This is a genomic window from Hydrogenophaga flava NBRC 102514, assembly GCF_001571145.1.
In the GTDB taxonomy this organism is placed as follows: Bacteria; Pseudomonadota; Gammaproteobacteria; order Burkholderiales; family Burkholderiaceae_C; genus Hydrogenophaga; species Hydrogenophaga flava.
The window spans coordinates 130,574-156,746 of sequence record NZ_BCTF01000001.1; the positions used below are offsets into that span (position 1 = coordinate 130,574).

A 26,173-nucleotide genomic window follows, 5' to 3' on the forward strand; every position below is an offset into this window, starting at 1 on the left:
CCCCTTTATTCCTTGTAGTACACCACCTGATGGCTGGAGCACAGCAGGTGGCCGGCCTCGCTCCAGAGCAACGCGGTCTGGTCGAAGAATCCGTTGCGGAAGGCCTGGGCCCGCGCCTGGCCCAGCACCCAGCCGTGGCCGACCTCGGCCAGCTGCGCAGAGCCGGCGTGGAAGTACACCGTCATGGACACGGTGCCCGCCGGCACGCGCGTGGCGCGGCGCAGCCAGATGCGCGGGAAGAACACATCCGCCAGCGCGGCCAGGCCGCACAGGTCCAGCGGGCGCGGCACCGCTTCGCGCATCCACAGGCGCGAACGGCTGTCGCTGCCGCTGCCGTCCCAGGTGTGCGGAATCGCGCCCTCGATAGGCCGCATCTCGTAGCGCCGGATCCACTCCACCGGCGAAGGCACGGTGTAGGGCTTCAATTCGTCCGGCTTGCGCACGGCGGGCATGGGTTCGTCGTCCACGCTCCAGGTGCTGCGGCGCGCGGCCGTGACCACCGAGGCCGTGACCACGGTCTCGGCCTCGCCGGACGCGCCGGTCTGCGTGATGGAGACCACCCAGTGCTGGGCGGACCGGTTGGTGCGCACCGGCTGCGCCGACACGGCAAACGGCCCGTCGGCCAGCGCCGCACAGAAGTTCACCGTCAGCGACAGCGGCTCGCCCAGCAGCGCCGGGTGCAACATCACGGCGTTGAGCGCCGTGGCGGCCGTGATGCCACCGAACGGGCCGACCATGTTGGCGTAGGCCGGCGAAGTGGCGCCACCGTACTGACCGTCGCCTTGTGGCCTCAGGGCGATGGCATCGTCAAAAGCATGTGAAGCATTCATGAGCACATAGTCTCGTTGCGTTGAAGAAGACTTTCGGTCGTTTTTCTGGACCACACCAGCACACACCATCCTCCATGCCCAACACATTTCTAAGCGAGATATCCATCAACCCCACCAATGCGGCCATCCTGGCCCGCTGGCAGGCGCTGGCGTTGCCCCATGCATGGCTGGTGGCGGGGTGCCTGTTTCAGACGGTGTGGAATCTTCGGAGCGGAAAGGCGCCGGACGCCGACATCAAGGACTACGACATCTTCTATTTCGACCCCGACGACTTGAGCGAAAGAGGCGAACAACAAGCCCAGGCCAGGGCCGACGCACTTTACAAGGATCTCGGAGTTCACGTCGAGGTGGCCAACCAGGCACGGGTTCACCTTTGGTATCCGGGGCACTTTGGTCGCCCCTGCCCTGCGCTGGTGTCGGCCGAAGACGGCATCCGACGTTTTCTTGTCCTCGAAACCTGCGTCGCCGTGAGGCCCCACGAGGTGCACGCCCCCAACGGCCTGGATGGCATGTACCAGGGACGACTCACCCCCAACCCCCTGACGCCCTTCCCTGAACTGTTTGCCCGCAAGGTGGTCAGCTACCAGTCGCGCTGGCCTTGGCTGAGCGTCTCACGGACTTGAGCGGGGAGCGCCGCCGCACCCCGCTCAACGCTTCACATCCGTTCGAAGATGCCTGCGGCCCCCTGCCCCATGCCCACGCACATCGTCACCATGCCGTACTTCTTGTTGTGGCGGCGCAGCGCGTGCACCACAGTGGCCGAGCGGATGGCGCCGGTGGCGCCCAGCGGGTGGCCCAGCGCGATGGCGCCGCCCATGGGGTTGACCTTGGACGGGTCCAGACCCAGGGTGTTCACCACTGCCAGCGACTGCGCCGCAAACGCTTCGTTGAGTTCGAACCAGTCGATCTGGTCCTGCGTCAGTCCAGCGTTTTTCAGCGCAGCGGGAATCGCCTCCACCGGGCCGATGCCCATGATGTGCGGCGGCACGCCGCGGCTGGCGTAGCTCACGAAGCGCGCCAGCGGCGTGAGGTTGTAGCGCTTGAGAGCGGCCTCGCTCACCAGGATCAGCGCGCCCGCGCCATCGCTGGTCTGCGAGCTGTTGCCGGCCGTCACCGAGCCGCGCGCCGCGAACACCGTGCGCAGTTTCGCCAGGCCTTCGAGCGTCGTGTCGGGGCGTGCGCCCTCGTCCAGGCTGATGACCCGTTCGGTGACCGACACCTCGGCCGATTCCAAGTCGACGCTGCGCTCCTGCACGGTGACCGGCGTGATCTCGTCGCTGAACTCCCCGTTCTTCATGGCGATCACGGCACGCTGGTGCGACTGCACCGCGAACGCGTCCTGCGCATCGCGCGAGACCTTCCACTGCTGCGCCACCTTCTCGGCCGTCAGGCCCATGCCGTAGGCGATGCCGTAGCTCTCGATGTCGTCGGTGTTGCGAAAGATGGTGGGCGAGAGGCTGGGGCTGTTGCCCATCATGGGCACCATGCTCATGCTCTCGGTGCCGGCGGCGATCATCACATCGGCCTCGCCGACGCGGATGCGGTCGGCCGCCATGGCCACGGCCGACAGGCCCGAGGCGCAGAAGCGGTTGACCGTGATGCCGCCCACCGAGTTGGGCAGGCCGGCCAGGATGGCGCCGATGCGCGCCACGTTCAGGCCCTGCTGGGCTTCGGGAATCGCGCAACCGGCGATCACGTCTTCCACGGCCTTGGGGTCCAGGTTCGGCACCTGGGCCATGGCCGAGCGCAGCGCGTGGGCCAGCAGGTCGTCCGGGCGCAGGTGCTTGAACGAACCCTTGTGCGAACGGCCGATGGGCGTGCGGGTGGCGGCGACGATGTAGGCGTCTTGGATCTGTTTGCTCATGTCGCTTCCTCAGTTGCGGACAGGCTTGCCGGTGTTCAGCATGCCCAGAATGCGCTCTTGCGTTTTCGGGTGAACGATCAGCGAGCAGAAGGCCTGGCGCTCCAGCGTCATCAGGTACTCCTCGCTCACCAGCGTGCCGGCCTCGACGTCACCGCCGGTGACCACGTTCGCAATCAGCGACGCGATGTGGAAGTCGTGCTGGCTGATGAAGCCGCCGTCGCGCATGTTGACCAGGCTGCCCAGGATGGTGGCCTTGCCATCGCGGCCGGCCACCGGGAACAGGCGCTTGTGCGGCGCGCGGTAACCGCCCGCGAACAGGGCCTTGGCTTCGTTGATGGCGACGAACAGCAGCTCGTCCTTGTGCGGCACGATCAGGTCCGAATGCAGCACGTAGCCCAGCTTGCGCGACTCGATGGCGCTGGTGCCGACCTTGGCCATGGCGGCGGCGGTGAAGCCCTCGGTCAGGAAGGGCAGCAGGTCCTTGCCCGTCGAGGTCTCGGCGTTCTCGGCCGCGCGGCGTGCGATGTAGGTCAGGCCGCCGGCGCCCGGCACCAGGCCCACGCCCACTTCCACCAGACCGACGTAGCTTTCCATGTGCAGCACGCGGCGCGCGCTGTGCACCGCCAGCTCGCAACCACCGCCCAGCGCCAGGCCGCGCACGGCGGAGACCACCGGCACGTTGGCGTAGCGCAGGCGCAGCATCACCTGCTGCATGAAACCTTCGGCGTCTTCAATCGCCGCCACGCCCACGGCCATGAAGGCCGGCAGCATGGCCTGCAGGTCGGCGCCGGCGCTGAAGGGCTCGTCGCCCGACCAGACCACCAGCCCCTGGTACTCGGCCTCGGCCAGGTCGATGGCGGTCATCAGGCCTTCGCAGACCTCCGGGCTGATGGCGTGCATCTTGGTCTTGATGCTGGCGATCAGCACGTCGCCATCCAGCGTCCAGACACGGATCGAATCGTTCTCTTCGATGGTGGTTCCGGCGGTCTCGAACTTCGGCCCGGCTTCGCCCAGCAGCAGCTCGGGGAAGTGCTGGCGCTGGTACACCGGCAGCGAGCGGCGCGGGTCGAACACGCCCTTGCTGGGGTTCCACGAACCCTGCGCGGTGTGCACGCCACCGGCCTCGGCCACGGGACCCTTGAACACCCAGTCGGGCAGCGGCGCTTGGCTGAGCGCCTTGCCGGCGTCGATGTCCTCCTGGACCATCTTCGCCACCTCCAGCCAGCCCGCTTCCTGCCACAGCTCGAACGGGCCCTGCTTCATGCCAAAACCCCAGCGCATGGCCTGGTCCACGTCGCGCGCGGTCTCGGCAATGGCAGCCAAGTGCATGGCGGCGTAGTGGAAACCGTTGCGCAGGATGGCCCAGAGGAACTGGCCCTGCGGGCCTTCGCTGTTGCGCAAGAGCTTCAGGCGCTCGGCGGCCGGGCGCTTGAGCATGCGGCCATAGACCTCGTCCGCCTTCTCACCGGCGGGCACGTACTCGCCTCTCTCCAGGTCGAAGCGTTGGATGTCCCGGCCCACCTTCTTGAAGAAACCGGCCTTAGCCTTCTGGCCCAGGTGGCCCATCTCGATCAGCTTAGCCAGCACCGGCGGCGTGCCGAAGCTGCCGTAGAACGGGTCGGTGCTGTCGTTCAGGTTGTTCTGCAGCGTCTTGACGACGTGGGCCATGGTGTCCAGGCCCACCACGTCAGCGGTGCGGAAGGTGCCACTGGACGCGCGGCCCAGGCGCTTGCCGGTCAGGTCGTCGACCACGTCGTAGGTCAGGCCGAAGTTCTCCACCTCCTTCATCGTGGCCAGCATGCCGGCGATGCCGATGCGGTTGGCAACGAAGTTGGGCGTGTCCTTGGCGCGCACCACGCCCTTGCCCAGACCGCTGGTGACGAAGGCTTCGAGGTCGTCGAGGATCTTGGCTTCGGTGGTCGGCGTGTTGATGAGCTCCACCAGCGTCATGTAGCGCGGCGGGTTGAAGAAGTGGATGCCGCAAAAGCGCGGCTTGATGGCCTCGGGCAGGCCTTCGCTCAGCTTCGTGATCGACAGGCCCGAGGTGTTGGACGCGACGATGGCGTGCTCGGCGACGAAGGGCGCGATCTTCTTGTAGAGGTCGAGCTTCCAGTCCATGCGCTCGGCGATGGCCTCGATGATGAGGTCACAGCCGCGCAGCTCTTCCAGGTGCTCCTCGTAGTTGGCCTGGCCGATCAGGTCGGCGTCCGAGGCCACACCCAGCGGCGAGGGCTTGAGCTTCTTGAGGTTCTCGATGGCGCGCGTGACGATGCCGTTCTTGGCGCCCTCCTTGGCCGGCAGGTCGAACAGGACCACCGGCACCTTGACGTTGACCAGGTGCGCCGCAATCTGCGCGCCCATCACGCCCGCGCCGAGCACGGCGACTTTTTTCACTTGGAATCGTTTCATGTTGGGTCCAGTTGGGGAGACAGATCGGTTCACTCGACGCGGTGCCACACCTGGGTCCGGTAGAACGGCCCGATGTAGCCGCGCATCTCCAGCTTCTTGCCACCATCCACCGGCTTCAGGCGCGCCTTGTAGACCTTGCCGTTGTTCGGGTCGGTGATGTCACCGCCGTCGTACACGGCCTTGTCGTCGGCGTTCTGCTTGAGGTTGCGCAGGATGGTCATGCCCAGCACCGGCTTGTCCTTGCGCTCGTCGCTGCACTTCTCGCAGACGGCGTCGGGCTTGGTGTCGGGGTCGAGCAGCTTCTCGATGCGACCGGAGAAGACGCCATTGCTCTCGGTGATGCGCACCAGCGACTTCTCCTTCTTGGAGTCGTCGTCGATGGTTTTCCACAGACCGGCCGGCGTCGCCTGCGCGAAGGCGGACACGGCGGCGAGGCCCAGCAAGCTGGCAATGACGGTCTTCTTCATGTCTGTCTCCGGTGTTGTTGAATGACGCAGATCAGGCCAATGCTTCGTCGGTGTCCATCAGCACCTTGCTGCCCGCACGCGCGGTGCGCATCAGCGTCGCGGTCTCGGGGAACAGCTTGGCAAAGTAGAAGCGCGCGGTCTGCAGCTTGGCGGTGTAGAACGGGTCGGTGCTGCCCTCGGCGATCTTCTGCAGCGCCACTTGCGCCATGCGGGCCCAGAAGTAGCCGAACACCAGGTGACCGGCCACGCGCAGGTAGTCCACCGCGGCGGCGCCCACCTCGTCGGGGTTCTGCAGACCCTTGAAGCCGATCTCCATCGTGAACTTGGTGATCTGCTCGCCCAGCACCGCCAGCGGGTTGATGAACTCGGCCATCTTCTCGTTGACGCCCTCTTCCATCACCAGCGCGGTCACCAGCTTGCCGAACTTCTTGAGCGTGGCGCCGTTGTTGCCCAGCACCTTGCGGCCCAGCAGGTCCAGTGACTGGATGGTGTTGGTGCCTTCGTAGATCATGTTGATGCGGGCATCGCGCACGAACTGCTCCATGCCCCATTCCTTGATGTAGCCGTGGCCGCCGAAGACCTGCTGGCACATGGTGGCGGCCTGGTAGCCGTTGTCGGTCAGGAAGGCTTTGACGATGGGCGTGAGCAGCGACAGCATCTCGTCGCTGTCCTTGCGCACCTTCTCGTCCGGGTGGTTGTGCACCTTCTCCAGCAGCACCGAGCTGAACATGGCCAGCGCACGGCCGCCTTCGGCATAGGCCTTGGCGGTCAGCAGCATCTTGCGCACGTCGGGGTGCACGATGATCGGATCGGCCGGCTTGTCCTTGGCCTTGGTGCCCGACAGGCTGCGCATCTGGATGCGGTCCTTGGCGTAGGCCAGGGCGTTCTGGTAGGCCACCTCGGTCAGGCCCAGCGACTGGTTGCCAACGCCCAGGCGGGCGGCGTTCATCATCACGAACATGGCCTGCATGCCCTTGTGCGGCTGGCCCACCAGGGTGCCGATGGCGCCGTCGATCACGATCTGCGCCGTGGCGTTGCCGTGGATGCCCATCTTGTGCTCCAGGCCACCGCAGTAGATGCCGTTGCGCGCGCCCAGCGTGCCATCGGCACTGGCGAGGAACTTGGGCACCACGAACAGGCTGATGCCCTTGATGCCGGGGGGCGCGTCGGGCAGGCGGGCCAGCACCAGGTGCACGATGTTGGCGGCCATGTCGTGTTCACCGGCGCTGATGAAGATCTTGTTGCCGGTGATCTTGTAGGTGCCGTCGGCCTGCGGTTCGGCCTTGGTGCGCATCAGGCCCAGGTCGGTGCCGCAGTGCGGTTCGGTCAGGCACATGGTGCCGGTCCACTCGCCGCTGACCAGCCTGGGCAGGTACAGGGCCTTCTGCTCGGGCGTGCCGTGTTCGTGCAGCGCGGCGTAGGCGCCGTGGCTCAGGCCGGGGTACATGGTCCAGGCCTGGTTGGCCGAGTTCATCATTTCGTACAGGCACTGGTTGACCACCAGCGGCAGGCCCTGGCCACCGTACTCGGGGTCGCAGCTCAGCGCCGACCAGCCGCCGTCGGTGTAGGTCTTGTAGGCCTCCTTGAAGCCGGCGGGCGTCTTGACCTCGTGCGTGGCCTTGTCCAGCGTGCAGCCTTCGGTGTCGCCGCTGATGTTGAGCGGGAAGATCACCTGCGAGGCGAACTTGCCGGCCTCTTCCAGCACGGCGTTGATGGTGTCGGCGTCCATCTCGGCGTGCTGCGGCATGGTCTGGAAATCGGCGCTGACGTTCAGCACCTCGTGCATCACAAACTGCATGTCGCGCAGGGGCGGGTTGTAAACGGGCATGGGTGGACTCCTGTGGAGGGTTTGTGAAGAAATGAAGGCTCAGGCGGCGCGCGGTTTGCGGGCCGTCTTGCGCGCGGGGGCTGGGTCGGTGGCGTCGCCCGCGCTGTAGCGCAGCACGATGCCCTCGAAGGCCGTCACCGCGCGCTGCAGCGAGTCGGGTGCGCGCAGGAAGCGGGCCTCGTAGTGCAGCGCAAGGATCAGGGAATGGATCTCGAAGCGCATCTGGTCGGCGTCGGTGTCGGCGCGCAGATGGCCCTCTTCGATGCCGATCTCGATGGCGCGCTTCATGGCCGCCAGCCAGGTGCTGACCGAGCTGGCCAGCGCGTCGCGCACCGGGCCGGGCCTGTCGTCAAATTCCACCGCACCACTGATGTAGAGGCAGCCCGAATCGATTTCAACCGAGGTGCGCTTCATCCAGTTGTCGAACAGCGCGCGCAGGCGTGGCAAGCCGCGCGGCACCGACATGGCCGGGTAGAAGACCTCTTCCTCGAAGCGGTGGTGGTACTCGCGCACCACCGAGATCTGCAACTCCTCGCGCGAGCCGAAGTGCGCGAACACGCCCGACTTGCTCATCTGCATGACCTCGGCCAGCGCACCGATGGACAGGCCTTCTAGGCCGATCTGCGTCGCCAGCCCGAGCGCCGCATCGACGATGGCGGCCTTGGTCTGCTGGCCTTTTTGCAGCGACCGCGTCAGGGCGGTGTCGCTGCGCGGGCGTTTGGAGGAGGTGGTGGCGCTCATGCGGTGGTGGAAAAAAGAAGACCGCCCACAAATCGAACGGTCGTGCTATTTTTACCGCAAAAGAACAACCCCATGCGCAAGCTGCGGCGCGCGACGGGGATTTTGTCTAGGGGCGGCGCCCTAATGCGCGGCGCCCAGCACCCGGACCCGCGGGTTTACCCGCATACCCGGCCCCGGAAGCTCACAGGCGACCGTCGGGCAACAGCAGGCGCAGGCCGTGGTCGAGGTTCTCGCTGGGCAAGCGCTTGAAGCCGCTGCGGGCAAAGCGCTGCAGCCGCCCCATGCAGAAGGCCGTGATGACCGAGGCATCGGCTTGGGCGTCGACGGTGGGCGTGCTCGCCGACGAGAGCACAGCGATTTCGCGCAGGTTCTGGCGCAGCGCCGATTCGATCTTGTCAAAGAACAGGTTCATGCGCTGCTGCAGGCGTTCGTTCTCGTACACCAAGGCGTCGCCCACCATGACGCGCGCCATGCCGGGGTTCTTCTCGCCGAACTGCAGCAGCAGCGTCACCAGTTTGCGCGAGCGCAGCACCGGGTCGGGCTCGCGCTCGCCCAGCTGGTTGACCAGGCCGAACACGGACTGCTCGATGAACTCGATGAGACCCTCGAACATCTGGGCCTTGCTGGCGAAATGGCGATAGAGGGCTGCTTCGCTCACCTCCAGCCGGGCGGCCAGCGCTGCGGTGGTCACGCGCTCGGCGCCGGGCTGCTCCAGCATGGTGGCCAGCGCCTGCAGGATCTGCACCCGGCGCTCACCGGGCTTGGGCCGCTTGCGGCCACCGGACTCGGTGCTCTCGGCGCCTTCGCTGGCGGCTTCTGTAGATGCGGCGGCCGTGGACGAGGAAGCGCTGGAGCTCATGGGTGGTCGGGTCCGTTGGTGTTCAGCAGACGGGCGGCGAGGTGTGCGGCCCGTGGTGTGTCATCCCTCCGACGATTCTCGCACAGGCCTGCCGCCGGCCCGGACCGCCTCGAACACCACGCGAACGCGCAATCCACGCCCGTTTCCGCCGGTCAGCAGCTGCAACTGCGTGTGGTGGGAGCGGGCGATTTCGTCGGCGATGGCCAGCCCCAGTCCGTTGCCATCGGCCTGGGTGCCGGGCAGGCGGTAAAAGCGTTCCAGCACCCGCTGTCGCTCGTCTTCGGCAATGCCAGGACCATCGTCCTCGACCTCGATCCAGGCCTGTGGCGGCTCGGCCGCGAGGTCCTGGCCACAGCGCAGCGTGATGCGTCCGCCCGGCGGGGTGTACTTGACCGCGTTGTCCACGATGTTGATCAGCAGCTCGCGCAGCAACCAGGCGTGGCCGCGGGTCTGGGCCGGCGCGGCCTCCAGTCCCAGGTCCATCTGCTTGTCGGCCGCGGCATCCAGATAGAGCGCCAGGATGTTCTCGCACAGCTCCTGCAGGTCGACCTGCTCCATCGGGTGGGTGCTGGCGCTCACGCTGTCGGCACGCGAGAGCGCCAGCAACTGGTTGGCCAGCTGCGAGGTCCGGCGCGTCGCGTCCCGCAGGCGGTGCACCTGCTCGACCCGGAGGCTGAGCGCCTCTGCGCCACCCATCGAACGGGCCGCCTGCGACCAGGCCTCGACCTGCGCCTGCAGCCCGGCGAGCGGCGTGCGCAGCTGGTGCGCAGCGTCGGCCACGAAGCGGCGCTGCGCCTGCGTCTGGTCGTTCACCAGCGAGAACAGCCGGTTGAGCGAAGACACCAGCGGCCGCACCTCGGCCGGGGCGCTCTCGGCGTCGATGGGGCTGAGGTCGCGGGGCGAGCGGCGCTCGACCGCCTCCTTGAGGTCGATCAGCGGACGCAAGGCGCGCGACACCGCCCAGGTCACCGCCACCGCCACCACCAGCATGAGCATCAGGTTGGGCAGCACCACCCGCAGCAGCACGGTGTCCAGCCACTGCTGGCGGCCATCGGAACCGTCGGCCAACATGATGATGAGCTCACCCGCCGCGGTCGGGCTGCGCTGCGCCACCACCCGGTAGGTGATGCCGCTGTCGACCACGCTGAGGAACTCGGCGTCTTCGGTGGAGGGCAACACGGTGGGCAGCCAGCGGTCGCCGATCAGCAGACGCCCATTGGCGTCCATCACGCCATAGCCGGCATAGCCTTCGCGCTCCTTGAGGAATTCGTCCACCGGCGGCGCCAGCAGCAGGGCCAGCCCCGGGTCGGCGTCGATGTCGATGGGCCGGGGGGCGTCGCGGGGCAGGGTCACCACCACCGAGTCGGCCAGCATCGGCACCAGCCGCAGCAGCTGCTGGTCCTGCTGCAGGGACGCAGTCCCCGCACTCTGGTAGTGAAAATAGACACTCACCAACCCGACCAGCCCCAGCGGCAGGAACAGCAGCACCAGCAGGCGCCGCTGCAGCCCCCAGATCAGGCCATCGGCCGACCGGCCCTCAGGGTTCGCGCGCATGGGCGGACGGCGGCAGCAGTTCGAGCCGGTAGCCGAAGCCGCGGATCGAGCGCAGCGCCACCCCGGCCGGCTCCAGCTTGGCGCGCAGGCGCGAGACGTACACCTCGATGGCGTTGGGCGTGATTTCCTTGTCCCAGCCGGTCAGCGCCGCCAGCAGCTTGTCCTTGGCGGCCGGCTTGGGCGCCTGCAGCAGCAGGTACTCGAGCACCGTCCACTCGCGCGGCCCCAGCTCCATGGTCTGCCCGGCGAGGCTGACGCGGCGCAGCGCGGTGTCCATCTCCAGCGGTCCCAGGCTGAGCACCGCGGTGGTCGCGGCCTGCGAGCGCCGCAGCAGCGCCCGCAGGCGGGCCAGCAGCTCGGGCAGCTCGAAGGGTTTGAGCATGTAGTCGTCGGCGCCGAGGTCCAGCCCCTGCACCCGGTCGTGCAGCGCGTCGCGCGCGGTCAGGATCAGCACCGGCATGGCCAGTCCTCGCGCGCGCAAGCGCTGGGTCAGCTCCAGTCCGTTGATGCCAGGCAGGCCGATGTCGACGATGGCGAGATCGAAGCTGTCGTTCTCCACCGCCTGCTCGGCCCGCTCGGCGCTGCCGACCCAGTCCACCGTGTAGCCGGCGTTGCTCAGTCCCAGCTTGATGCCGCTGGCGACCATGACGTCGTCTTCAACCAGCAGCAGCCTCATGGTCAGTGGCTCTTGATCATCGTTCCGAACGGCTGGTCACCCAGCACTTCGAGCAGCAGCGCATGCGGCACGCGGCCGTCGATGATGTGCACCGCGTTCACGCCGCTCTTGGCCGCGTCCAGCGCGCCGGCGATCTTGGGGATCATGCCGCCGCTGATGGTGCCGTCCTCGCACAGCTCGTCGATGCGGCGCGGGGTCAGCTCCGTCATCAGGTTGCCGGCCTTGTCCAGCACGCCGCGGATGTTGGTGAGCATCAGCAGCTTCTCGGCCTGCAGCACGGTCGCCAGCTTGGCGGCCACCACGTCGGCGTTGATGTTGTAGCTCTCGTTCTTCTCACCGAAGCCGATCGGGCTGACCACGGGAATGAACTGGTCGTCCTGCAGCGCCTGGACCACCGACGGATCGATGCTGACGATGTCGCCGACCTGGCCGACATCGTGTTCGCGGCTTGGGTCCTGCTGGTCGGCCAGGCGCAGCTTCTGCGCGCGGATCATGGCGCCGTCGCGGCCCGTCAGGCCCACAGCCTTGCCGCCGGCGGCGTTGATCAGGCCCACGATGTCCTGCTGCACCTCGCCACCCAGCACCCACTCGACCACCTCCATGGTCTCGGCGTCGGTCACGCGCATGCCCTGGATGAACTCGCCCTTCTTGCCCAGGCGCTGCAGCAGGGTCTCGATCTGCGGGCCGCCGCCGTGCACCACCACCGGGTTGATGCCGACCAGCTTCAAGAGCACCACGTCTTCGGCGAAGTCCTGCTGCAGGGCTGGGTCGGTCATGGCGTTGCCGCCGTACTTGATGACCATGGTCTTGCCGTGGTACTTGCGGATGTACGGCAGGGCCTGGGCCAGCAGCTCGGCCTTCTCGCGCGGCTGGACGTGGGACAGATCGACGGGGGTGTGGTTGGGGCTGGTCATGGCGGGTGGGGTGGAGAAAGCTGGAATTCCGAAATTCTAGGCTCCCACCCGCCCAGCACCCAGGGTCAGAAATGAATTCCGCGCATCATCTGCTGCATGGCGATCGCCTCGGGGGAAAGCTGCGGCTTGGCCCCCTTCTCGCCCTTGGCGGCCGAAGAGTCGGGGAACATGCGGAAGCTGGTGTTCATCACGATCTGGGCGATGCGCGGCACGAAGGCGTGCAGCACCTGACCGGTCACCCCCAGGCGCGTGGCGATGCGCACCGGTTTGAAGATGCAGGCCTGCGCGATCATGTCGGCCGCATCCTCCGGGGCCAGCGTCGGCACGTTCTTGTAGATCTGCGTCGGCGCGATCATCGGTGTGCGCACCAGCGGCATGTTGATGGTCGTGAACGAGATGCCCTGGTCGGCGAACTCGGACGATGCGCAGCGCGTCCATGCATCCAGCGCCGCCTTGCTCGCGACGTAGGCCGAGAAGCGCGGTGCATTGGTCAGCACGCCGATGGAGCTGATGTTCACGATGTGGCCCTTGCGCTTGGCCACCATGCCCGGCAGCAGGCCCATGGTCACGCGCAGGCAGCCGAAGTAGTTCAGCTGCATGGTGCGCTCGAAGTCGTGGAAGCGGTCGTAGCTGCTCTCGATGGCGCGGCGGATCGAACGGCCCGCGTTGTTGATCAGGAAGTCCACTCCCCCGTGGTTGGCGATCAGCAACTGCACGAAGCGGTCGGCATCGGCCATGTCGGCGATGTCGGCCGGGTAGGCGACGAACGCGTAGCCCTTGTCTTTGGCTTCCTTGCAGGCTTCGTCGAGCTTGTCCTGGTCTCGCCCGCAGATGATGGTGGTGGCGCCCGCCTCGGCGAACTTGTGCGCCGCCGCCAGGCCGATGCCCGAACTGCCGCCGGTGACCAGCACCACCTTGCCGGCCACGGTGCCGCGCAGGCTGCGGTCGATGTGCAGGTCGGGGTCGAGGTGCCGCTCCCAGTAGTCCCACAGGCGCCAGGCGTAGTCCTTGAGGTCGGGACACGCAATGCCGCTGCCCTTGAGCGCGGCCGTGGTCTCACGGCAGTCGAAGCGCGTGGGGTAGTTGACGAAGGTCATCATGTCCTCGGGCAGCCCGAGGTCCTGCATCACCGCGCGGTAGACGCGGCGCACCGGTGCCAGCGCCATTAGCCCCTTCTTCACGCTCTTGGGGATGAAGCCCAGCAGCGCCGCGTTGACGAACAGGTTCATCTTGGGCGCGTGCGCGGCCTTGCTCAGGATGTCCAGCACATCGCCCACGCGGTAACCCATCGGGTCGACCAGATGGAAGCAGCAGCCGCCGCCGCGCTTCTGGTGGCTGATGTGGTCCAGCGCATTGACCACGAAGTCCACCGGCACGATGTTGATGCGGCCACCTTCGAGACCGACGCTAGGCATCCAGGGCGGCAGGATCTGGCGCATGCGCTGGATCAGCTTGAAGAAGTAATAGGGCCCGTCGATCTTGTCCATCTCGCCGGTTCGGCTGTCACCCACCACGGCGGCGGGGCGGTACACCGTCCATGGCACCTTGCATTCCTGGCGAACGATCTTCTCGCTCTCGTGCTTGGTCATGAAGTACGGGTGGTCCAGTCCCTCGGCCTCATCGAACATGTCCTCGCGGAACACGCCTTCGTACAGGCCAGCCGCGGCGATGGACGACACGTGGTGGAAGTGCCCGGCACCAATCGCCTTGGCGAACTCGACGGTGTTGCGCGTGCCGTCCACATTCACGGCGATCTGGCTCTCGGCGTCGGCCTCCAGGTCGTACACCGCCGCCAGGTGGTGGAAGTGGTCGATCTGCCCTTTGAGTGCCTTGATGTCCTCGGCGCTCACGCCGAGTTTTTTTGCCGTCAGGTCACCGAACACCGGGATGGCCCGGGTCGCACCCACGCCCCAGAACTCGCGCAACCCGGCCACCTTGCCTTCGCTTTCCTTGCGCAGCAGGAAGTGCACCACCGCGCCCTTGCGCTCCAGCAGTTTCTTGACGAGCCGTTTGCCGATGAAGCCGGTGGCGCCGGTGACGAAATAGTGCATCGAGGTACTCCTGGATTTGTGGGTATCGGGAACAACCGTGCATTGTTCACCACGCGCCGATTGCGCCGTTTCAGCACAAACCCGTGGCGTGCACCCCCTGTTTTTAGTCGCTGGCCCCTACACAGGCACGGCGCCACGGCCGTACAGTGCCACCACCCTGAGGCATTGCCATGCCTCCATTCCGATCCACACCGTTCACGGAGCTTCCATGGTCACCAAGACTCGCAAATCCGGCACCGCCAGCACCGCTGCATCCGCCACCGCATCGCCGCTGTCCGGCGCGATCAAGGATTCCGCCCAGCAGATCTGGCTGGCCGGCCTCGGCGCCTTCTCCAAGGCCCAGGCAGAAGGCGGCAAGGCCTTCGAGACCCTGGTCAAGGAAGGCCTGTCGATCCAGCGCAAGACCCAGGCTGTCGCCGAGGAACGCCTCAACGAAGCCACGCAGCGCATGACCAACATGGCCAGCGACATCGGCAGCAAGGCCGCCGGCCAGTGGGACAAGCTGGAGAACATCTTTGAAGACCGCGTGGCCAAGGCCCTGAACAAGCTGGGCGTGCCCTCGGCGCGCGACATCGAGGCCCTGATCGAGCGCATCGACGCCCTCAGCGCCGCCGTGGCTGGCGAGGGTGGCAAGACCGTGAAGGCCGCCGCACCGCGCAAGGCAGCCGCACCAAAGGCCGCGGCCAAAACCGCCACGAAAACAGCCGCCGCCAAGCCTGCCCGCAAGGCCCCGGCGCGCGCCAAGAAGGCCGCCTGAGCACCACGACGGTGGAAGGCTCGGCTGAGCAGGAAGGGGCGCGCGGCGCCCCTTTTTTTCGCCCGTGCGGACTGCTGCAACGCAGCACCTGCCGCCACCGGGGCGGTCTACACTCGACCGCATGACGCCCTCCCGCCCCCGTTCGACACGGCGTTCCCGCCCGGCCCCCCGCATCGCGCTGGCCTTTGCCGGCGGCGGGCCGCTGGGTGCGATCTACGAGATCGGCGCCCTGTGCGCCCTGGAAGACAGCCTGCACGGGCTGGACTTCAACGGCTGCGACCACTACATCGGCGTGTCGGCGGGCGGCTTCATCGCCGCGGGGCTGGTCAATGGCATCACGCCGCGCCAGCTGTGCGAATCCTTCATCGAGGACCGCCTGGGCGACGACCACTTCGATCCCGCCTGGCTGATGCGCCCGGCCTGGCGCGAGTTCATCGAACGGGCGCAGCGGGTGCCCGCGCTGATGGGCGGCGCACTGTGGGCCTGGGCCGCGCAGGGCAAGCGCTTTACCAACGCCTTCGAGCGCATGGGCGCGGCGCTGCCCACCGGGGTGCTGGACAACGAAGGCATCCACGAACAGATCCGGCGACTGTTCAGCAAACCCGGCCGCAGCAACGACTTCCGCCAGCTGCGCGCCCGCCTGACCCTGGTGGCCACCGAGCTTGACACCGGCGAGGCCACCCCTTTTGGTCGACCGGGCTGGGACCATGTGCCGATCTCACGCGCGATCCAGGCCAGTGCCGCCCTGCCCGGCCTGTTTCCTCCGGTGGTCATCGACGGCCGGCACTACGTGGACGGTGCGCTCAAGAAAACGGTGCACGCCACGGTGGCGCTGGACGAGGGAGTGGACCTTCTGCTGTGCCTGAACCCGCTGGTGCCGTTCCACGCCGGCGCTGGCAGCGAACACATTCCTTCGCTGGTCGAAGGCGGCCTGCCCGCGGTCATGAGCCAGACCTTCCGCTCCATGATCCACTCCCGCCTGGCGCTGGGCTTCAGACACTACGAGCACAGCTACCCGAACACCGACATCGTGCTGATCGAGCCCGACCAGCGCGACGCCGAGCTGTTTTTCGCCAACACCTTCAGCTACCGCCAGCGCCGCGAGCTGGCCGAACACGCCTTCCAGCAGACCCGCCAGCTGCTGCGCGATCGTGCCGGCCACCTGGGTCCGATGCTGGCGCGGCACGGCATCGCGCTGGACGAGGCCGCCCTGCGCGACGCGCAGCGGCGCCTGCTGCCCGCAGAACCGGTGCAGCGCGACACCGCCCTGAAGCGGCTGGACAGCGCCCTGGACACCCTCGAACAACGGCTGCAGACGCAGCGCGCCTGACATGACCCGCAAAGCCCCCCGACGCACGGCCGAACGCATCCTGGAAGTCACCCTCGCGCTGTTCAACCGCTTCGGTGAGCCCAACGTCTCCACCACGCTGATCTCCTCCGAGCTGGGCATCAGCCCGGGCAACCTGTACTACCACTACCCGGCCAAGGACGAGCTGATCAACTCGCTGTTCGAGCGCTACGAGAAGGCGCTCAACGAGCTGCTGCAGGCCAGCGACGGCGTGCGCAACGTGGAGGACGCTTGGTTCTTCCTGCACTCGCTGTTCGAGATCGTCTGGGAATACCGCTTCCTCTACCGCGACCTCAACGACCTGCTGTCCAAGAACCGGCTGCTGGAGACGCGCTTTCAGGCTGTGCTCAAGAACAAGATCCGCTCGGTGCGCAGCCTGCTAAGCGGCATGTCGCGCGCCGGCGCCATCGACCTCGATGCACGGGAACTGGAGCCCACGGCCAACTGCATGGTGGTGCTGCTGACCTACTGGCTGAGCTTCGAGTACGTGCGCGACCCGCGCAACGCACTGGAGCCCGACAACGCCCAGGCTGCGCTGCTGCGCGGCGCCCACCACGTGCTCAATGTGCTGGCACCGTACCTCGAAGCCGGCCAGCGCCAGCACCTGCTGCAGCTCACGGGCGCCTACCGCACGGCGCCCTGAGCCCGGGGCCGCCGCCCGGGCCTATTGGGGTGGGCTGCGGCGCAGCCCGTCCACCGCCTGGAACAGGGCCTGCCGTGCCTGGGAAACCACCTGGGCCCGCCAGTCGTCGGTGTCGACGTAGAACGCGTCCCGTACCCGTTTCTGGATCACGGTGCGCAGCCCGGCCGGCGCGTCCGGGTGCAGGCGCATCCACTGGTCGCCGCGCAGGGCGTTGAGCACATCCAGCAGCGGCAGGGTGCCGTATTCCAGCGCGATTCCGGTGTACTGGGCCTGCGGGCACTCGTCGTAGACCGCGTTCCACATCAGGCCGGTCAGGCAGGCCGAGGCGGAACTGCCGTCGTAGATCGAGGTCACCGGCGTCTGTCCATCGCCACCCCACCAGGCGCGGGCGCGCTGCAGTGCCGCATCGTCGTCGCGGCAGGCGAAGATGCGCTCGCCCAGACCGCTCGGGCCCAGCCCGGTGTGCAGGTCGATCCAGGCGATGTGGCGCGCGCTGCGCCCATGTTCCCGCAGCACCTCGCGCAGCGTGCGGTGGCTCCAGGTCGGCGCCGTGCCGCCGAAGAACAGCCCGTCAGGGTGGCTGTGCTGGCCCTGGGAGACGGCGCTCTGGTAGGCCCCCAGGCCCTTGCGACCGATGTAGTGGGCAATCACCGCCTCGTTCTCGGCCGCAGGCGGCCACACCGCCGGCAGCAGGAACGGGTGCAGCTCGTCGTAGGCCGGGTTCGCCGGCAGGGGTTGCGAGAAGTCCTGGAAATTGCGGTTGAGATCGACGTTGTCCTCGGTCACCCGGCGCAGGTGCGAGAACCCGTAGGGATTGAGCGCGTGGATGTACAGCACCGCGACCCCGGCGGCGCGGGCGTGCGCGCGCCAGTCGGCGTCGTGGGTGGCGAACACCTGTATGCCCGAACCACAGAAGCCTTCGACGCCGTGGCAGGCGCTGCTGACGATCAGCAGGCGCTCGGCGTCCGGCGGCCCGTCCAGGGCGACGTCCACGGCCAGGGTCTCCTGCTCGCGCCCGGGCAGCGGGTGGTTGTGGCTGCGGATGGCCATGCCAGCGGCGGCCGCGCCCTCCAGGAACTGCACGCGCGCCAGCGCATAGGACGGCGCGAAGGCGGACTGGGGATTGATCATGCAGTGTCCTTGCGCGGTTGCGACAGCCACTGTTCGGCCAGCCGCACCCAGTAGGTCGCTCCCAGCGGGATCAGGTCGTCGTTGAAGTCGTAGCTCGGGTTGTGCAGCGTGCAGGGCCCGCCGCCGTGGCCGATCTCGCGGTGCGCGCCCTCGCCGTTGGCGATGAAGATGTAGCAGCCCGGCTGGGCCTGCAGCATGTAGGCGAAGTCTTCGGCCCCCATGGTCGGCTCCTGCACCAGCACCTGGTCGGCGCCGACGATGCCCGCCAGCACCTCGCGCACGAAAGCGGTTTCCGCCGGGTGGTTGACGGTGGGCGGGTAGTTGCGGTGGAACTGGAACTCGCAGGTGGCACCGAAGGCGGCGCAGGTGTGCTGCGCGATCTCCTGCATGCGCCGCTCGATCATGTCGAGCACCTCGTAGGTGAAGGTGCGCACCGTGCCCTGGATCTCGCAGCTGTCGGGCACCACGTTGGTGGCCTCGCCGGTGTGGATCATGGTCACACTGATCACACCCGCGTCCACCGGCTTCTTGTTGCGCGAGATGATGGTCTGGAAGGCCTGCACCATCTGGCAGGCCACGGGCACCGGGTCGATGCCGTTGTGCGGCAGCGCAGCGTGCGAGCCCTTGCCGCGGATGACGATGTGAAACTCGTTGCTCGACGCCATCACCGGGCCGGCGCTGGCGGCAAAGCTGCCCACCGGCAGGCCCGGCCAGTTGTGCATGCCGAACACCGCCTCGACCGGGAACTGCTCGAACAGACCGTCCTTGATCATCTCGCGGGCGCCGCCGCCGCCCTCCTCGGCCGGCTGGAAGATCAGATAGACCGTGCCGTCGAAGTTCCGGTGTTTCGAGAAGTGCTGCGCCGCCGCCAGCAGCATCGCGGTGTGGCCGTCGTGGCCGCAGGCGTGCATCTTGCCGGCGTGCTGGCTGGCGTGCGCGAAGTGGTTGTGCTCCTGCATCGGCAACGCGTCCATGTCGGCGCGCAGGCCGATGGCCCGGCCACAGGCCCCGCCGTCGCGGCCGTGCACGATGCCCACCACCCCGGTGGTGCCCATGCCGCGGTGCACCGGTATGCCCCACTCGGCCAGCTTGGCCGCGACCACCTCGGCGGTGCGCACCTCTTCAAAACAGAGCTCGGGATGGGAGTGGATGTCCCGGCGCACGGCGGCGATGGCCGCGGACTGGGTCAGGATGGAGTCGATCAGCTGCATGGTGTCCTCGTCTGCAAGCGGGCATGGTAGCCCCGCAAGCACCTGGCGACAGAGCCGATCGCGACAACCCGGTCCGGACCGGGGATGTCGGCCCTGCCAGGGTCAGCGGCGCACGCGGCCGTCTTCGGTCAGCAGGGTCAGCTCGACGAAGCGGGAACCAGCGTGCTTCTGCGGACCAAAGTCCAGCGGAAAACCGCCGATGTTCACATCCTTCATGCCTGAGATGGCATCGATGAAGGCCTCCCGGCCGGCACCTCGTGCCCGCTTGAGTCCCTCCACCATCACCTTCGCGGCCACAAATCCTTCGATGCCGGAGTAGTTGGGCGCCACACCGCGCTGGTCTTTGAGTGCCGCCAGGTACTCGCCCGAAATAGGCATGGCAGGCGAATATGGAAAAGGCATCACCTGGCTGACCGCCACACCCTTGGCGACCGCCCCCAACTCGTCCATCAACGCCTGTGTGCCCACGAAGGACACGTTGTAGAAGTTGCCCGAATACCCCTGCTGGCGCGCCAGCCGGATGAAGGTGGCGCAAGCCTTGTAGGCTCCGATCTGCACGATGGCCTCGGGCTTGACAGCCATGATGTCCTTGAGAGCGGGCGCCACTTCGTTGCTGTTGCGCTCCACCGTTCCCACCGCAGCCGGCTCCATGTTGAGCGCCTTCAGGGCACGCTCGACCCCTTCCAGGCCCGCCTTGCCGTAGGCATCGTTCTGGTAGAACACCGCCACCCGCTTGATGCCGATCGAGGTGACCTGCTTCACGATGGCCGCGGTCTCGTCGAAGTACGAGGCCCGCACATGGATGGCGTAGCGGTTGAACGGCTCGCGCAGGGCCTGCGCGCCGGTGAAGGGTGCAATAAAGGGCAGCTTGGCCTCGGTGGCCAGCGGCAGGGCCGCCAGGCTGGTCGGTGTCCCGACGTAGCCAAACAAGGCAAACACACCGTCGGCGATGAACTGCTTGGTGTTGGCCACGCAGCGCTCAGGGTCGTAACCGTCGTCCATGCGCTTGAGCTCGATGCGGCGCCCGTTGACACCGCCAGCGGCATTGACCTGGTCAAAGTAGAGTTGCGCTCCCAGGTTGAACTGCAGCCCCAGTTGCGCGGACGGCCCGGTGAACGGCGCCGACTGTCCCAGCACGATGGCCCCGGACCCGGCGGCCGCCTGGGCCCATGCGGAGCCGGCGACGCCGGCGAGGGAAGAAGCACCCAGACAGGCACCCAGCGAAGAAAGAACCCGACGACGTTGCATCCAGTGACTCCTGATATGCTTTTTTGAGCAGTCTGCGGTGTCACCCCGTTCGTAACAGGACGTCACCAGACTTGCGAAGCCTACTACATAGGCACACCCCCGCCTATACGCCATTCAACGCATTTCATGGCCCACAACCCCAACGAATTCACGGTTCGGGGCGCTTGTCCCCACGACTGCCCCGACACCTGTGCTCTGCTCACCACAGTGGTGGACGGCAAAGCCGTGCGCGTGGCCGGCAACCCGGCCCACCGACACACCGACGGCGCGCTGTGCACCAAGGTCTCGCGCTACCCGGAACGCACCCACCACCCCGAGCGCATCCTCACGCCGCTGCGGCGCACAGGCCCCAAGGGCAGCGGCCGGTTCGAGCCCATCGGCTGGGACGAGGCGCTGGACGAGATCGCCGCGCGCCTGAAGGACATCGCCGCACGCGACCCGCAGGCCATCGTGCCCTACAGCTACGCGGGCACCATGGGCCAGGTGCAGAGCGAGGGCATGGCGGCGCGCTTTTTCAACAGGCTCGGCGCCTCCTTCCTGGACCGCACCATCTGCGCGGCCGCCGGCGGTGAGGCCCTGGTGCACACCCTGGGCGGCAAGCTGGGCATGAAGGTTGAGCACTTCGCCGAGGCCAAGCTGATCCTGATCTGGGGCAGCAACTCGATCGCCAGCAACCTGCACTTCTGGCGCCTGGCGCAACAGGCCAAGCGCGACGGCGCGCGCCTGGTCTGCATCGACCCGCGCCGCAGCGAAACCGCCGACAAGTGCCACGAGCACATCGCCCTGCGCCCTGGCACCGATGCGGCGCTGGCGCTGGCGCTGATGCACGAGCTGATCGTCAACGACTGGCTCGACCACGACTACATCGCCCACCACACCCTGGGCTGGGACGCCTTGCGCGAACGCGCCCTGCAGTGGCCGCCTGCGCGCGCGGCCGAGGTCTGTGGCGTTCCGGTCGAACAGATTCAACGGCTGGCGCGCGACTATGGCACCACGAAGCCAGCCGCCATCCGCCTGAACTACGGCATGCAGCGCGTCAAGGGCGGCGGCAACGCGGTGCGCGCGGTCGCCTGCCTGCCGGCCCTCACCGGCGCTTGGCGCCACCGCGCGGGCGGCCTGCTGCTCTCGGCTTCGGGGCACTTTCCGGTCGACCGCGCCGCGCTGCACCGGCCCGACCTGCTGGCCGGCCGCACGCCACGCACCATCAACATGGTCACCATCGGCGATGACCTGCTGCGCGAATCCTCGCCGGCGTTCGGCCCGAAGATCGAGGCGCTGATCGTCTACAACAGCAACCCGGTGGCCGTGGCGCCCGAGTCGCCCAAGGTGGTGCAGGGTTTCGCGCGCGAGGACCTGTTCACCGTGGTGCTCGAACACTTCATGACCGACACCGCGGACCACGCCGACATCGTCCTGCCCGCCACTACTCAGCTCGAACACTGGGACATCCACACCAGCTACGGCCACACCGACGTGCTGCTCAACTGCCCGGCCATTGCGCCCGTCGGCCAGGCGCGGCCCAACACCGAGGTGTTCCGCCAGCTGGCGCGGCGCATGGGCTTCGACGATGCCTGCTTCGCCGACGACGATGAAACCCTGTGCCGCCAGACCTTCGGCGACCGGGTGGACTTCCAGAAACTGCTCGACCAGGGCTTTGCCACGCTGCCGGTGCCCGAGGCCCCGTTTGCCGAGGGCGGCTTCCCGACGCCCTCGGGCAAGTGCGAGTTCTTCAGCGCACGCCTGGCAGCGCAGGGGCTGGACGGTCTGCCCGACCACGTGCCCAACCACGAGCCGGCCGGCAGCGACCCGCGCCATCCGCTGGCCATGATCTCGCCTCCCGCACGCAACTTCCTCAACTCCAGCTTCGTGAACGTGAAAAGCCTGCGCGACATCGAGGGCGAGCCGCTGCTGGAGATCAGCGCGGACGACGCCACCCCGCGCGGCATCGCCGACGGTGACGTGGTGCGGGTGTTCAATGACCGCGGCAGCTACCGCTGCAAGGCGCGCATCTCGACCCGGGCGCGTCAGGGCGTGGTCAATGGCCTGGGCATCTGGTGGCGCAAGCTCGGCCTGGACGGCAGCAATGTGAACGAGCTGACCAGCCAGAAGCTCACCGACCTGGGCCGCGCACCGGTGTTCTACGACTGCCTGGTGGAGGTGGAGCGGGGATGAAGCCGGCCCCTCGGCACGTGCTGGTGGCGGTTTGTCTCGCAGTTTTGCTGTCGGGCTGTGCCGCGACCGACATCGGTCCGGGCTACTACTGGCAGTCCGTCACCGGCCACCTGAAACTCATGCACGCCGCGCGGCCGGTGCGGGACTGGCTGGACGACCCCGCCACACCGCCCGCGCTGCAGCAGAAGCTGCAGCTCACGCAGCGCATCCGCAGCTTTGCGGTCACCGAACTGGGCCTGCCCGACAACGCCAGCTACCGGCGCTACGCCGACCTGCACCGCAAGGCGGCGGTCTACAACGTGGTCGCCGCGCCCGCGCTGTCGCTGCGCCTGCAGCAGTGGTGCTTCCCGGTGGCCGGCTGTGTCGGCTACCGGGGCTACTACGACGAGGACGAGGCCCGCGCGTTTGCGGCCGGGCTCGGCAGCGACCTGGACGTGGCGGTCTACCCGGTGCCCGCCTACTCCACGCTGGGCTGGATGAACTGGGCCGGCGGCGACCCCCTGCTCAACACCTTCATCGGCTACCCCGAAGGCGAGCTGGCGCGGCTGATCTTTCACGAGCTGGCCCACCAGGTGGTCTACGCATCCGGCGACACGGTGTTCAACGAATCCTTCGCGACCGCGGTCGAACGCATCGGCGGCGCGCGCTGGCGGGCCCAGGCCGACGAGGCGGCGCGCAAGACCTACGCCGAGTTCGACGGGCGCCGCCAGGCCTTCCGCGCGCTCACCCGCGCCACGCGCGACCAGCTGCAGACCCTGTACGAAGACCCCTCGCTCGACGAGACCGCCAAGCGCGCGCGCAAGGCCGAACTGATGCAGGCGTTCCGACAGCGCTATGCCGACCTGCGCGAAGACTGGGGTGGCTACAAGGGCTACGACGCCTGGGTCGCGCGGGCCAACAATGCCAGCTTCGGCGCCCAGGCCGCCTACGACCAGTGGGTGCCGGCGTTCGAGACGCTGTTCGCGCGCGAGGGCCGCGACTTTGCGCGGTTCTATGATGCGGTGCGCGCGCTGGCCCGCCAGCCCGCAGCCGAGCGCCAGGCCGCGCTGCAGGCCCTCGACCCGACCGCCCGGCCACCATCCACCCCCTGAACTCTGCGAACACCATGGCGAACATCCACATCCAGCGCAACCACCACCTGGGCATGTCCGGCGCACGCAAGGTGGCCTGGCAATGGGCCGAACATGCCGAGTCCGAGTTCGACATGCAGTGCGCCTACGAGGAGGGTGTGGATTGCGACGAGGTGCACTTCTCGCGCACCGGAGCCAAGGGCACACTGCGGGTCACAGCCGATCACTTCGAGCTGGACGCCCAGCTCGGCTTCCTGCTCGGCGCCTTCAAGGACCGCATCGAGAGCGAGATCGTCAAGAACCTGGACGAGCTGCTGGCGGCCAAGAAAAAACCGGCTGCCAAAGCGGCCACCGGCTCGAAGAAAAAGTAAGGCAGGCCCCGCTCGGCGGCGGAGCGCGGGGCATCAGCTCAAGGACGCGATCAGGTCGATGTACTGCTGCTGCGCATCGTCCTGGGAGGTGCCCTTCAGACCATTCCAGGCGTCCCACTTGGCGCGACCGACCATGTCACCGAAGCCGGGCTTCTTCTCGGTGTTGTCGCCCACCGTGCCCTGCTTGTACAGGCCGTAGATCTTGAGCAGCGTGGCGTTGTCGGGGCGCTCGCTGAGGTTCTTGGACTGGGCAACGGCGGCATCGAAGCGGGACTTGAGGTCGGACATGAAGGTCTCCGTGTGTGAGGGGGATGGCCCGGACCCGGGCTAGGGGAGGCCCGGTATCTTACGGTTGCGTCTGCCCCCAGAATAGACGCCGCCACCCAATCACAACCAGCCCCCAACCCCAGGGCAACGCAGGAGACACCATGGTCACGCGCATCCGCAAAGGCACGCCGACATCCGCATCCGAGGGCCGCAGCGCCCTGCAGTCGGTGGCAGGCGTCCTGGGCCTGGAAGGCGAGCGCATGAGCAAGGTGGACACCGCCTGGCTGCGCATGGACTCGGACACCAACCTGATGATGATCGTGGGCGTCTGGATCCTGCGCCCGGGCATCACGCGCGAGGCGCTGGCGCAGCGGGTGCAGGACAAGCTGCTGGGCTACCGGCGCTTCCGGCAGACCGCCCAGCAGGACGCCGCCGGTGCCCACTGGCGCGACGACCCCGACTTCTCGCTCGACCGCCACGTCGTCACACACACGCTCGCCCGCCGCCGCGGCCAGGACGCCCAGGCTGCGCTGCAGGCGCGCGCCGGCGCGCTGGCCATGGTGCCGCTGGACCCGGCGCACCCGCTGTGGCAGTTCGAGCTGATCGAGGACTACCAGGGTGGCTCGGCGCTCATCGCGCGCATCCACCACTGCATCGCCGACGGCATCGCACTGATCAGCGTGATGATGAGCCTGGTCGACGGCGGCACCGAACCGCCGAAGCGAAAGCCCCGCGCACACAAGCAGGGACTGGAAGCGGCCGAGGACTGGGTGGCAGACACGCTGATCCGGCCGTTCGGTGACATCGCTGCGCGGGCGCTGGACGCCGCGGGTGGCGGGGCGGCGAAGTCGCTGTCGATGCTGGCGGCGCCGCAGCAAGGGCTCGGGGAGACACTGGACCAGGCCCTGGAGGTGGCGCGCCTGGGCGGCCAGCTCGCCAGCGATCTGGCGGCGCTGGCCCTCATGCCCGACGACTCGCCCACACGGCTCAAAGGCGCCCCCAAGGGGGAGAAGCGGGTGGCCTGGTGCCAGCCCATCCCGCTGACCGAGGCCAAGGCCATCGGCAAGGCGCTCAACTGCTCGGTCAACGATGTGCTGCTCAGCTGCGTGGCCGGCGCCATCGCAGGCTACCTGCGCCAGCACGGCGACGACCCGGCCGGCCAGGAGATCCGCGCCATGGTGCCGATCAACCTGCGCCCGATGGAAGAGGCCTGGAAGCTGGGCAACCGCTTCGGCCTGATCCCGCTGGTGCTGCCGGTGGGCATCGCCAACCCGATCGAGCGCGTGTACGCGGTGCGCACGCGCATGAATGCGCTCAAGGGCAGCCTGCAGCCGCTGCTGACCTTCGGCCTGCTGTCGGTGGCGGGCCTGCTGATCAAGCCGGCGCAGGACGCGATGCTCAGCCTGTTCGGCCGCAAGACCACCGCCGTGATGACCAACGTGCCCGGCCCTGGCGAGAAGCTGAAGTTCTGCGGCGCCACCCTGGAGCAGACCATGTTCTGGGTGCCGCAGACCGGCACGGTGGGCCTGGGGGTGTCGATCCTGAGCTACGGCGGCGGTGTCCAGTTTGGCGTGATCGCCGACAGCGCGCTCTGCCCCGATCCGCAGTGCATCATCGACGCCTTCGAACCGGAGTTCGCGCAACTGCTGGCCGTCACACTCATGCTCCCCTGGGGAGAGACATAACCCTCCCGCCAGAGGTGAAGTGGATTCAAGGGTACCGCGGAACCGGCTTTGCCGGGCCGCCAGTGCCGCCCCCTGGG

The 26,173-nt window shown here is 67.7% G+C and carries 23 protein-coding genes; 8 read left to right on the forward strand and 15 right to left on the reverse strand.

From position 1 onward, the window contains the following. Positions 1-5 precede the first annotated feature (5 nt). The gene (locus HFL01S_RS00650; RefSeq protein WP_066253208.1) at positions 6-830 is read right to left on the reverse strand and encodes an acyl-CoA thioesterase; all 825 of its coding nucleotides are present in this window, start codon (positions 828-830) and stop codon (positions 6-8) included. A gap of 74 nt (positions 831-904) precedes the next feature. Here HFL01S_RS00650 and HFL01S_RS00655 point away from each other — a divergent pair, with 74 nt between their 5' ends. Further along, a complete protein-coding gene (locus tag HFL01S_RS00655) occupies positions 905-1,453 on the forward strand; it encodes a nucleotidyltransferase family protein (protein ID WP_066253209.1) in 549 nt (182 codons plus the stop codon). 32 nt (positions 1,454-1,485) lie between these two features. Here HFL01S_RS00655 and HFL01S_RS00660 read toward each other — a convergent pair whose 3' ends face one another. The 10 genes from HFL01S_RS00660 to HFL01S_RS00705 form a co-directional block, all read right to left on the reverse strand. After that, positions 1,486-2,694 carry an acetyl-CoA C-acyltransferase gene (locus tag HFL01S_RS00660; protein ID WP_066253213.1) on the reverse strand — a complete coding sequence of 403 codons (1,209 nt, stop codon included), beginning with the start codon at positions 2,692-2,694 and terminating at the stop codon, positions 1,486-1,488. A 9-nt stretch (positions 2,695-2,703) separates the two neighbouring features. Beyond that, entirely contained in the window at positions 2,704-5,103 is a 2,400-nt protein-coding gene (locus HFL01S_RS00665; protein ID WP_066253214.1) for a 3-hydroxyacyl-CoA dehydrogenase/enoyl-CoA hydratase family protein, read from the reverse strand. 29 nt (positions 5,104-5,132) lie between these two features. Beyond that, complete coding sequence (locus HFL01S_RS00670; RefSeq protein ID WP_066253216.1) at positions 5,133-5,570, reverse strand: DUF2147 domain-containing protein; 438 nt, start codon at positions 5,568-5,570, stop codon at positions 5,133-5,135. Between the two features lie 31 nt (positions 5,571-5,601). Further along, positions 5,602-7,398, reverse strand: a complete 1,797-nt coding sequence (locus HFL01S_RS00675; protein WP_066253219.1) for an acyl-CoA dehydrogenase C-terminal domain-containing protein — start codon at positions 7,396-7,398, stop codon at positions 5,602-5,604. A gap of 39 nt (positions 7,399-7,437) precedes the next feature. Beyond that, a complete protein-coding gene (locus HFL01S_RS00680) occupies positions 7,438-8,139 on the reverse strand; it encodes a TetR/AcrR family transcriptional regulator (protein WP_066253222.1) in 702 nt (233 codons plus the stop codon). 181 nt (positions 8,140-8,320) lie between these two features. Further along, positions 8,321-8,998, reverse strand: a complete 678-nt coding sequence (slmA, locus tag HFL01S_RS00685; RefSeq protein ID WP_066253225.1) for a nucleoid occlusion factor SlmA — start codon at positions 8,996-8,998, stop codon at positions 8,321-8,323. Between the two features lie 60 nt (positions 8,999-9,058). Then, positions 9,059-10,552 (reverse strand): ATP-binding protein, encoded by a 1,494-nt coding sequence (locus tag HFL01S_RS00690; protein ID WP_066253229.1) that lies wholly within the window; start codon positions 10,550-10,552, stop codon positions 9,059-9,061. Then, on the reverse strand, positions 10,536-11,228 hold the full coding sequence (locus HFL01S_RS00695; RefSeq protein WP_066253232.1) for a response regulator: 693 nt from the start codon (positions 11,226-11,228) through the stop codon (positions 10,536-10,538). Before HFL01S_RS00695 ends, HFL01S_RS00690 begins: the two co-directional genes overlap by 17 nt. Positions 11,229-11,230: 2 nt before the next feature. Beyond that, a complete protein-coding gene (argB, locus tag HFL01S_RS00700; RefSeq protein ID WP_066253234.1) occupies positions 11,231-12,142 on the reverse strand; it encodes an acetylglutamate kinase in 912 nt (303 codons plus the stop codon). 65 nt (positions 12,143-12,207) lie between these two features. Next, positions 12,208-14,193 carry an SDR family oxidoreductase gene (locus tag HFL01S_RS00705; RefSeq protein ID WP_066253236.1) on the reverse strand — a complete coding sequence of 662 codons (1,986 nt, stop codon included), beginning with the start codon at positions 14,191-14,193 and terminating at the stop codon, positions 12,208-12,210. Positions 14,194-14,401: 208 nt separating this feature from the next. Between HFL01S_RS00705 and HFL01S_RS00710 the strand changes: the two genes are divergently transcribed. From HFL01S_RS00710 to HFL01S_RS00720, 3 genes are all read left to right on the forward strand, one after another. Beyond that, complete coding sequence (locus tag HFL01S_RS00710; protein ID WP_066253239.1) at positions 14,402-14,950, forward strand: phasin family protein; 549 nt, start codon at positions 14,402-14,404, stop codon at positions 14,948-14,950. Positions 14,951-15,071: 121 nt separating this feature from the next. Then, positions 15,072-16,280, forward strand: a complete 1,209-nt coding sequence (locus HFL01S_RS00715; protein WP_066253242.1) for a patatin-like phospholipase family protein — start codon at positions 15,072-15,074, stop codon at positions 16,278-16,280. A 1-nt stretch (position 16,281) separates the two neighbouring features. Continuing rightward, positions 16,282-16,941 (forward strand): TetR/AcrR family transcriptional regulator, encoded by a 660-nt coding sequence (locus HFL01S_RS00720; protein WP_066253245.1) that lies wholly within the window; start codon positions 16,282-16,284, stop codon positions 16,939-16,941. 21 nt (positions 16,942-16,962) lie between these two features. On the opposite strand, the gene HFL01S_RS00725 is transcribed toward HFL01S_RS00720, so the two are convergent. From HFL01S_RS00725 to HFL01S_RS00735, 3 genes are all read right to left on the reverse strand, one after another. Then, positions 16,963-18,072: a M14 family metallopeptidase gene (locus tag HFL01S_RS00725; RefSeq protein WP_066253247.1), complete on the reverse strand. Its 1,110-nt coding sequence runs from the start codon at positions 18,070-18,072 to the stop codon at positions 16,963-16,965. Further along, positions 18,069-19,283 (reverse strand): M20 aminoacylase family protein, encoded by a 1,215-nt coding sequence (locus tag HFL01S_RS00730; RefSeq protein WP_066253250.1) that lies wholly within the window; start codon positions 19,281-19,283, stop codon positions 18,069-18,071. The genes HFL01S_RS00725 and HFL01S_RS00730 overlap by 4 nt, the downstream gene beginning before the upstream one ends. A 102-nt stretch (positions 19,284-19,385) precedes the next feature. Further along, complete coding sequence (locus tag HFL01S_RS00735; RefSeq protein ID WP_066253253.1) at positions 19,386-20,531, reverse strand: ABC transporter substrate-binding protein; 1,146 nt, start codon at positions 20,529-20,531, stop codon at positions 19,386-19,388. A gap of 126 nt (positions 20,532-20,657) precedes the next feature. Between HFL01S_RS00735 and HFL01S_RS00740 the strand changes: the two genes are divergently transcribed. The 3 genes from HFL01S_RS00740 to HFL01S_RS00750 are packed head-to-tail and all read left to right on the forward strand — an operon-like array spanning position 20,658 to position 24,144. Then, positions 20,658-22,703: a molybdopterin-containing oxidoreductase family protein gene (locus HFL01S_RS00740; RefSeq protein ID WP_066253254.1), complete on the forward strand. Its 2,046-nt coding sequence runs from the start codon at positions 20,658-20,660 to the stop codon at positions 22,701-22,703. Beyond that, positions 22,700-23,794 carry an aminopeptidase gene (locus HFL01S_RS00745; protein WP_066253258.1) on the forward strand — a complete coding sequence of 365 codons (1,095 nt, stop codon included), beginning with the start codon at positions 22,700-22,702 and terminating at the stop codon, positions 23,792-23,794. The genes HFL01S_RS00740 and HFL01S_RS00745 overlap by 4 nt, the downstream gene beginning before the upstream one ends. Before the next feature lie 14 nt (positions 23,795-23,808). Continuing rightward, entirely contained in the window at positions 23,809-24,144 is a 336-nt protein-coding gene (locus HFL01S_RS00750; RefSeq protein WP_066253261.1) for a polyhydroxyalkanoic acid system family protein, read from the forward strand. Between the two features lie 33 nt (positions 24,145-24,177). Here the strand turns inward: HFL01S_RS00750 and HFL01S_RS00755 are convergent, their stop codons facing one another. Beyond that, positions 24,178-24,432, reverse strand: a complete 255-nt coding sequence (locus HFL01S_RS00755) for an acyl-CoA-binding protein (RefSeq protein WP_066153785.1) — start codon at positions 24,430-24,432, stop codon at positions 24,178-24,180. Positions 24,433-24,572: 140 nt separating this feature from the next. Here HFL01S_RS00755 and HFL01S_RS00760 point away from each other — a divergent pair, with 140 nt between their 5' ends. Further along, on the forward strand, positions 24,573-26,096 hold the full coding sequence (locus HFL01S_RS00760; RefSeq protein WP_084383001.1) for a wax ester/triacylglycerol synthase family O-acyltransferase: 1,524 nt from the start codon (positions 24,573-24,575) through the stop codon (positions 26,094-26,096). The last annotated feature ends 77 nt before the right edge of the window (positions 26,097-26,173 follow it).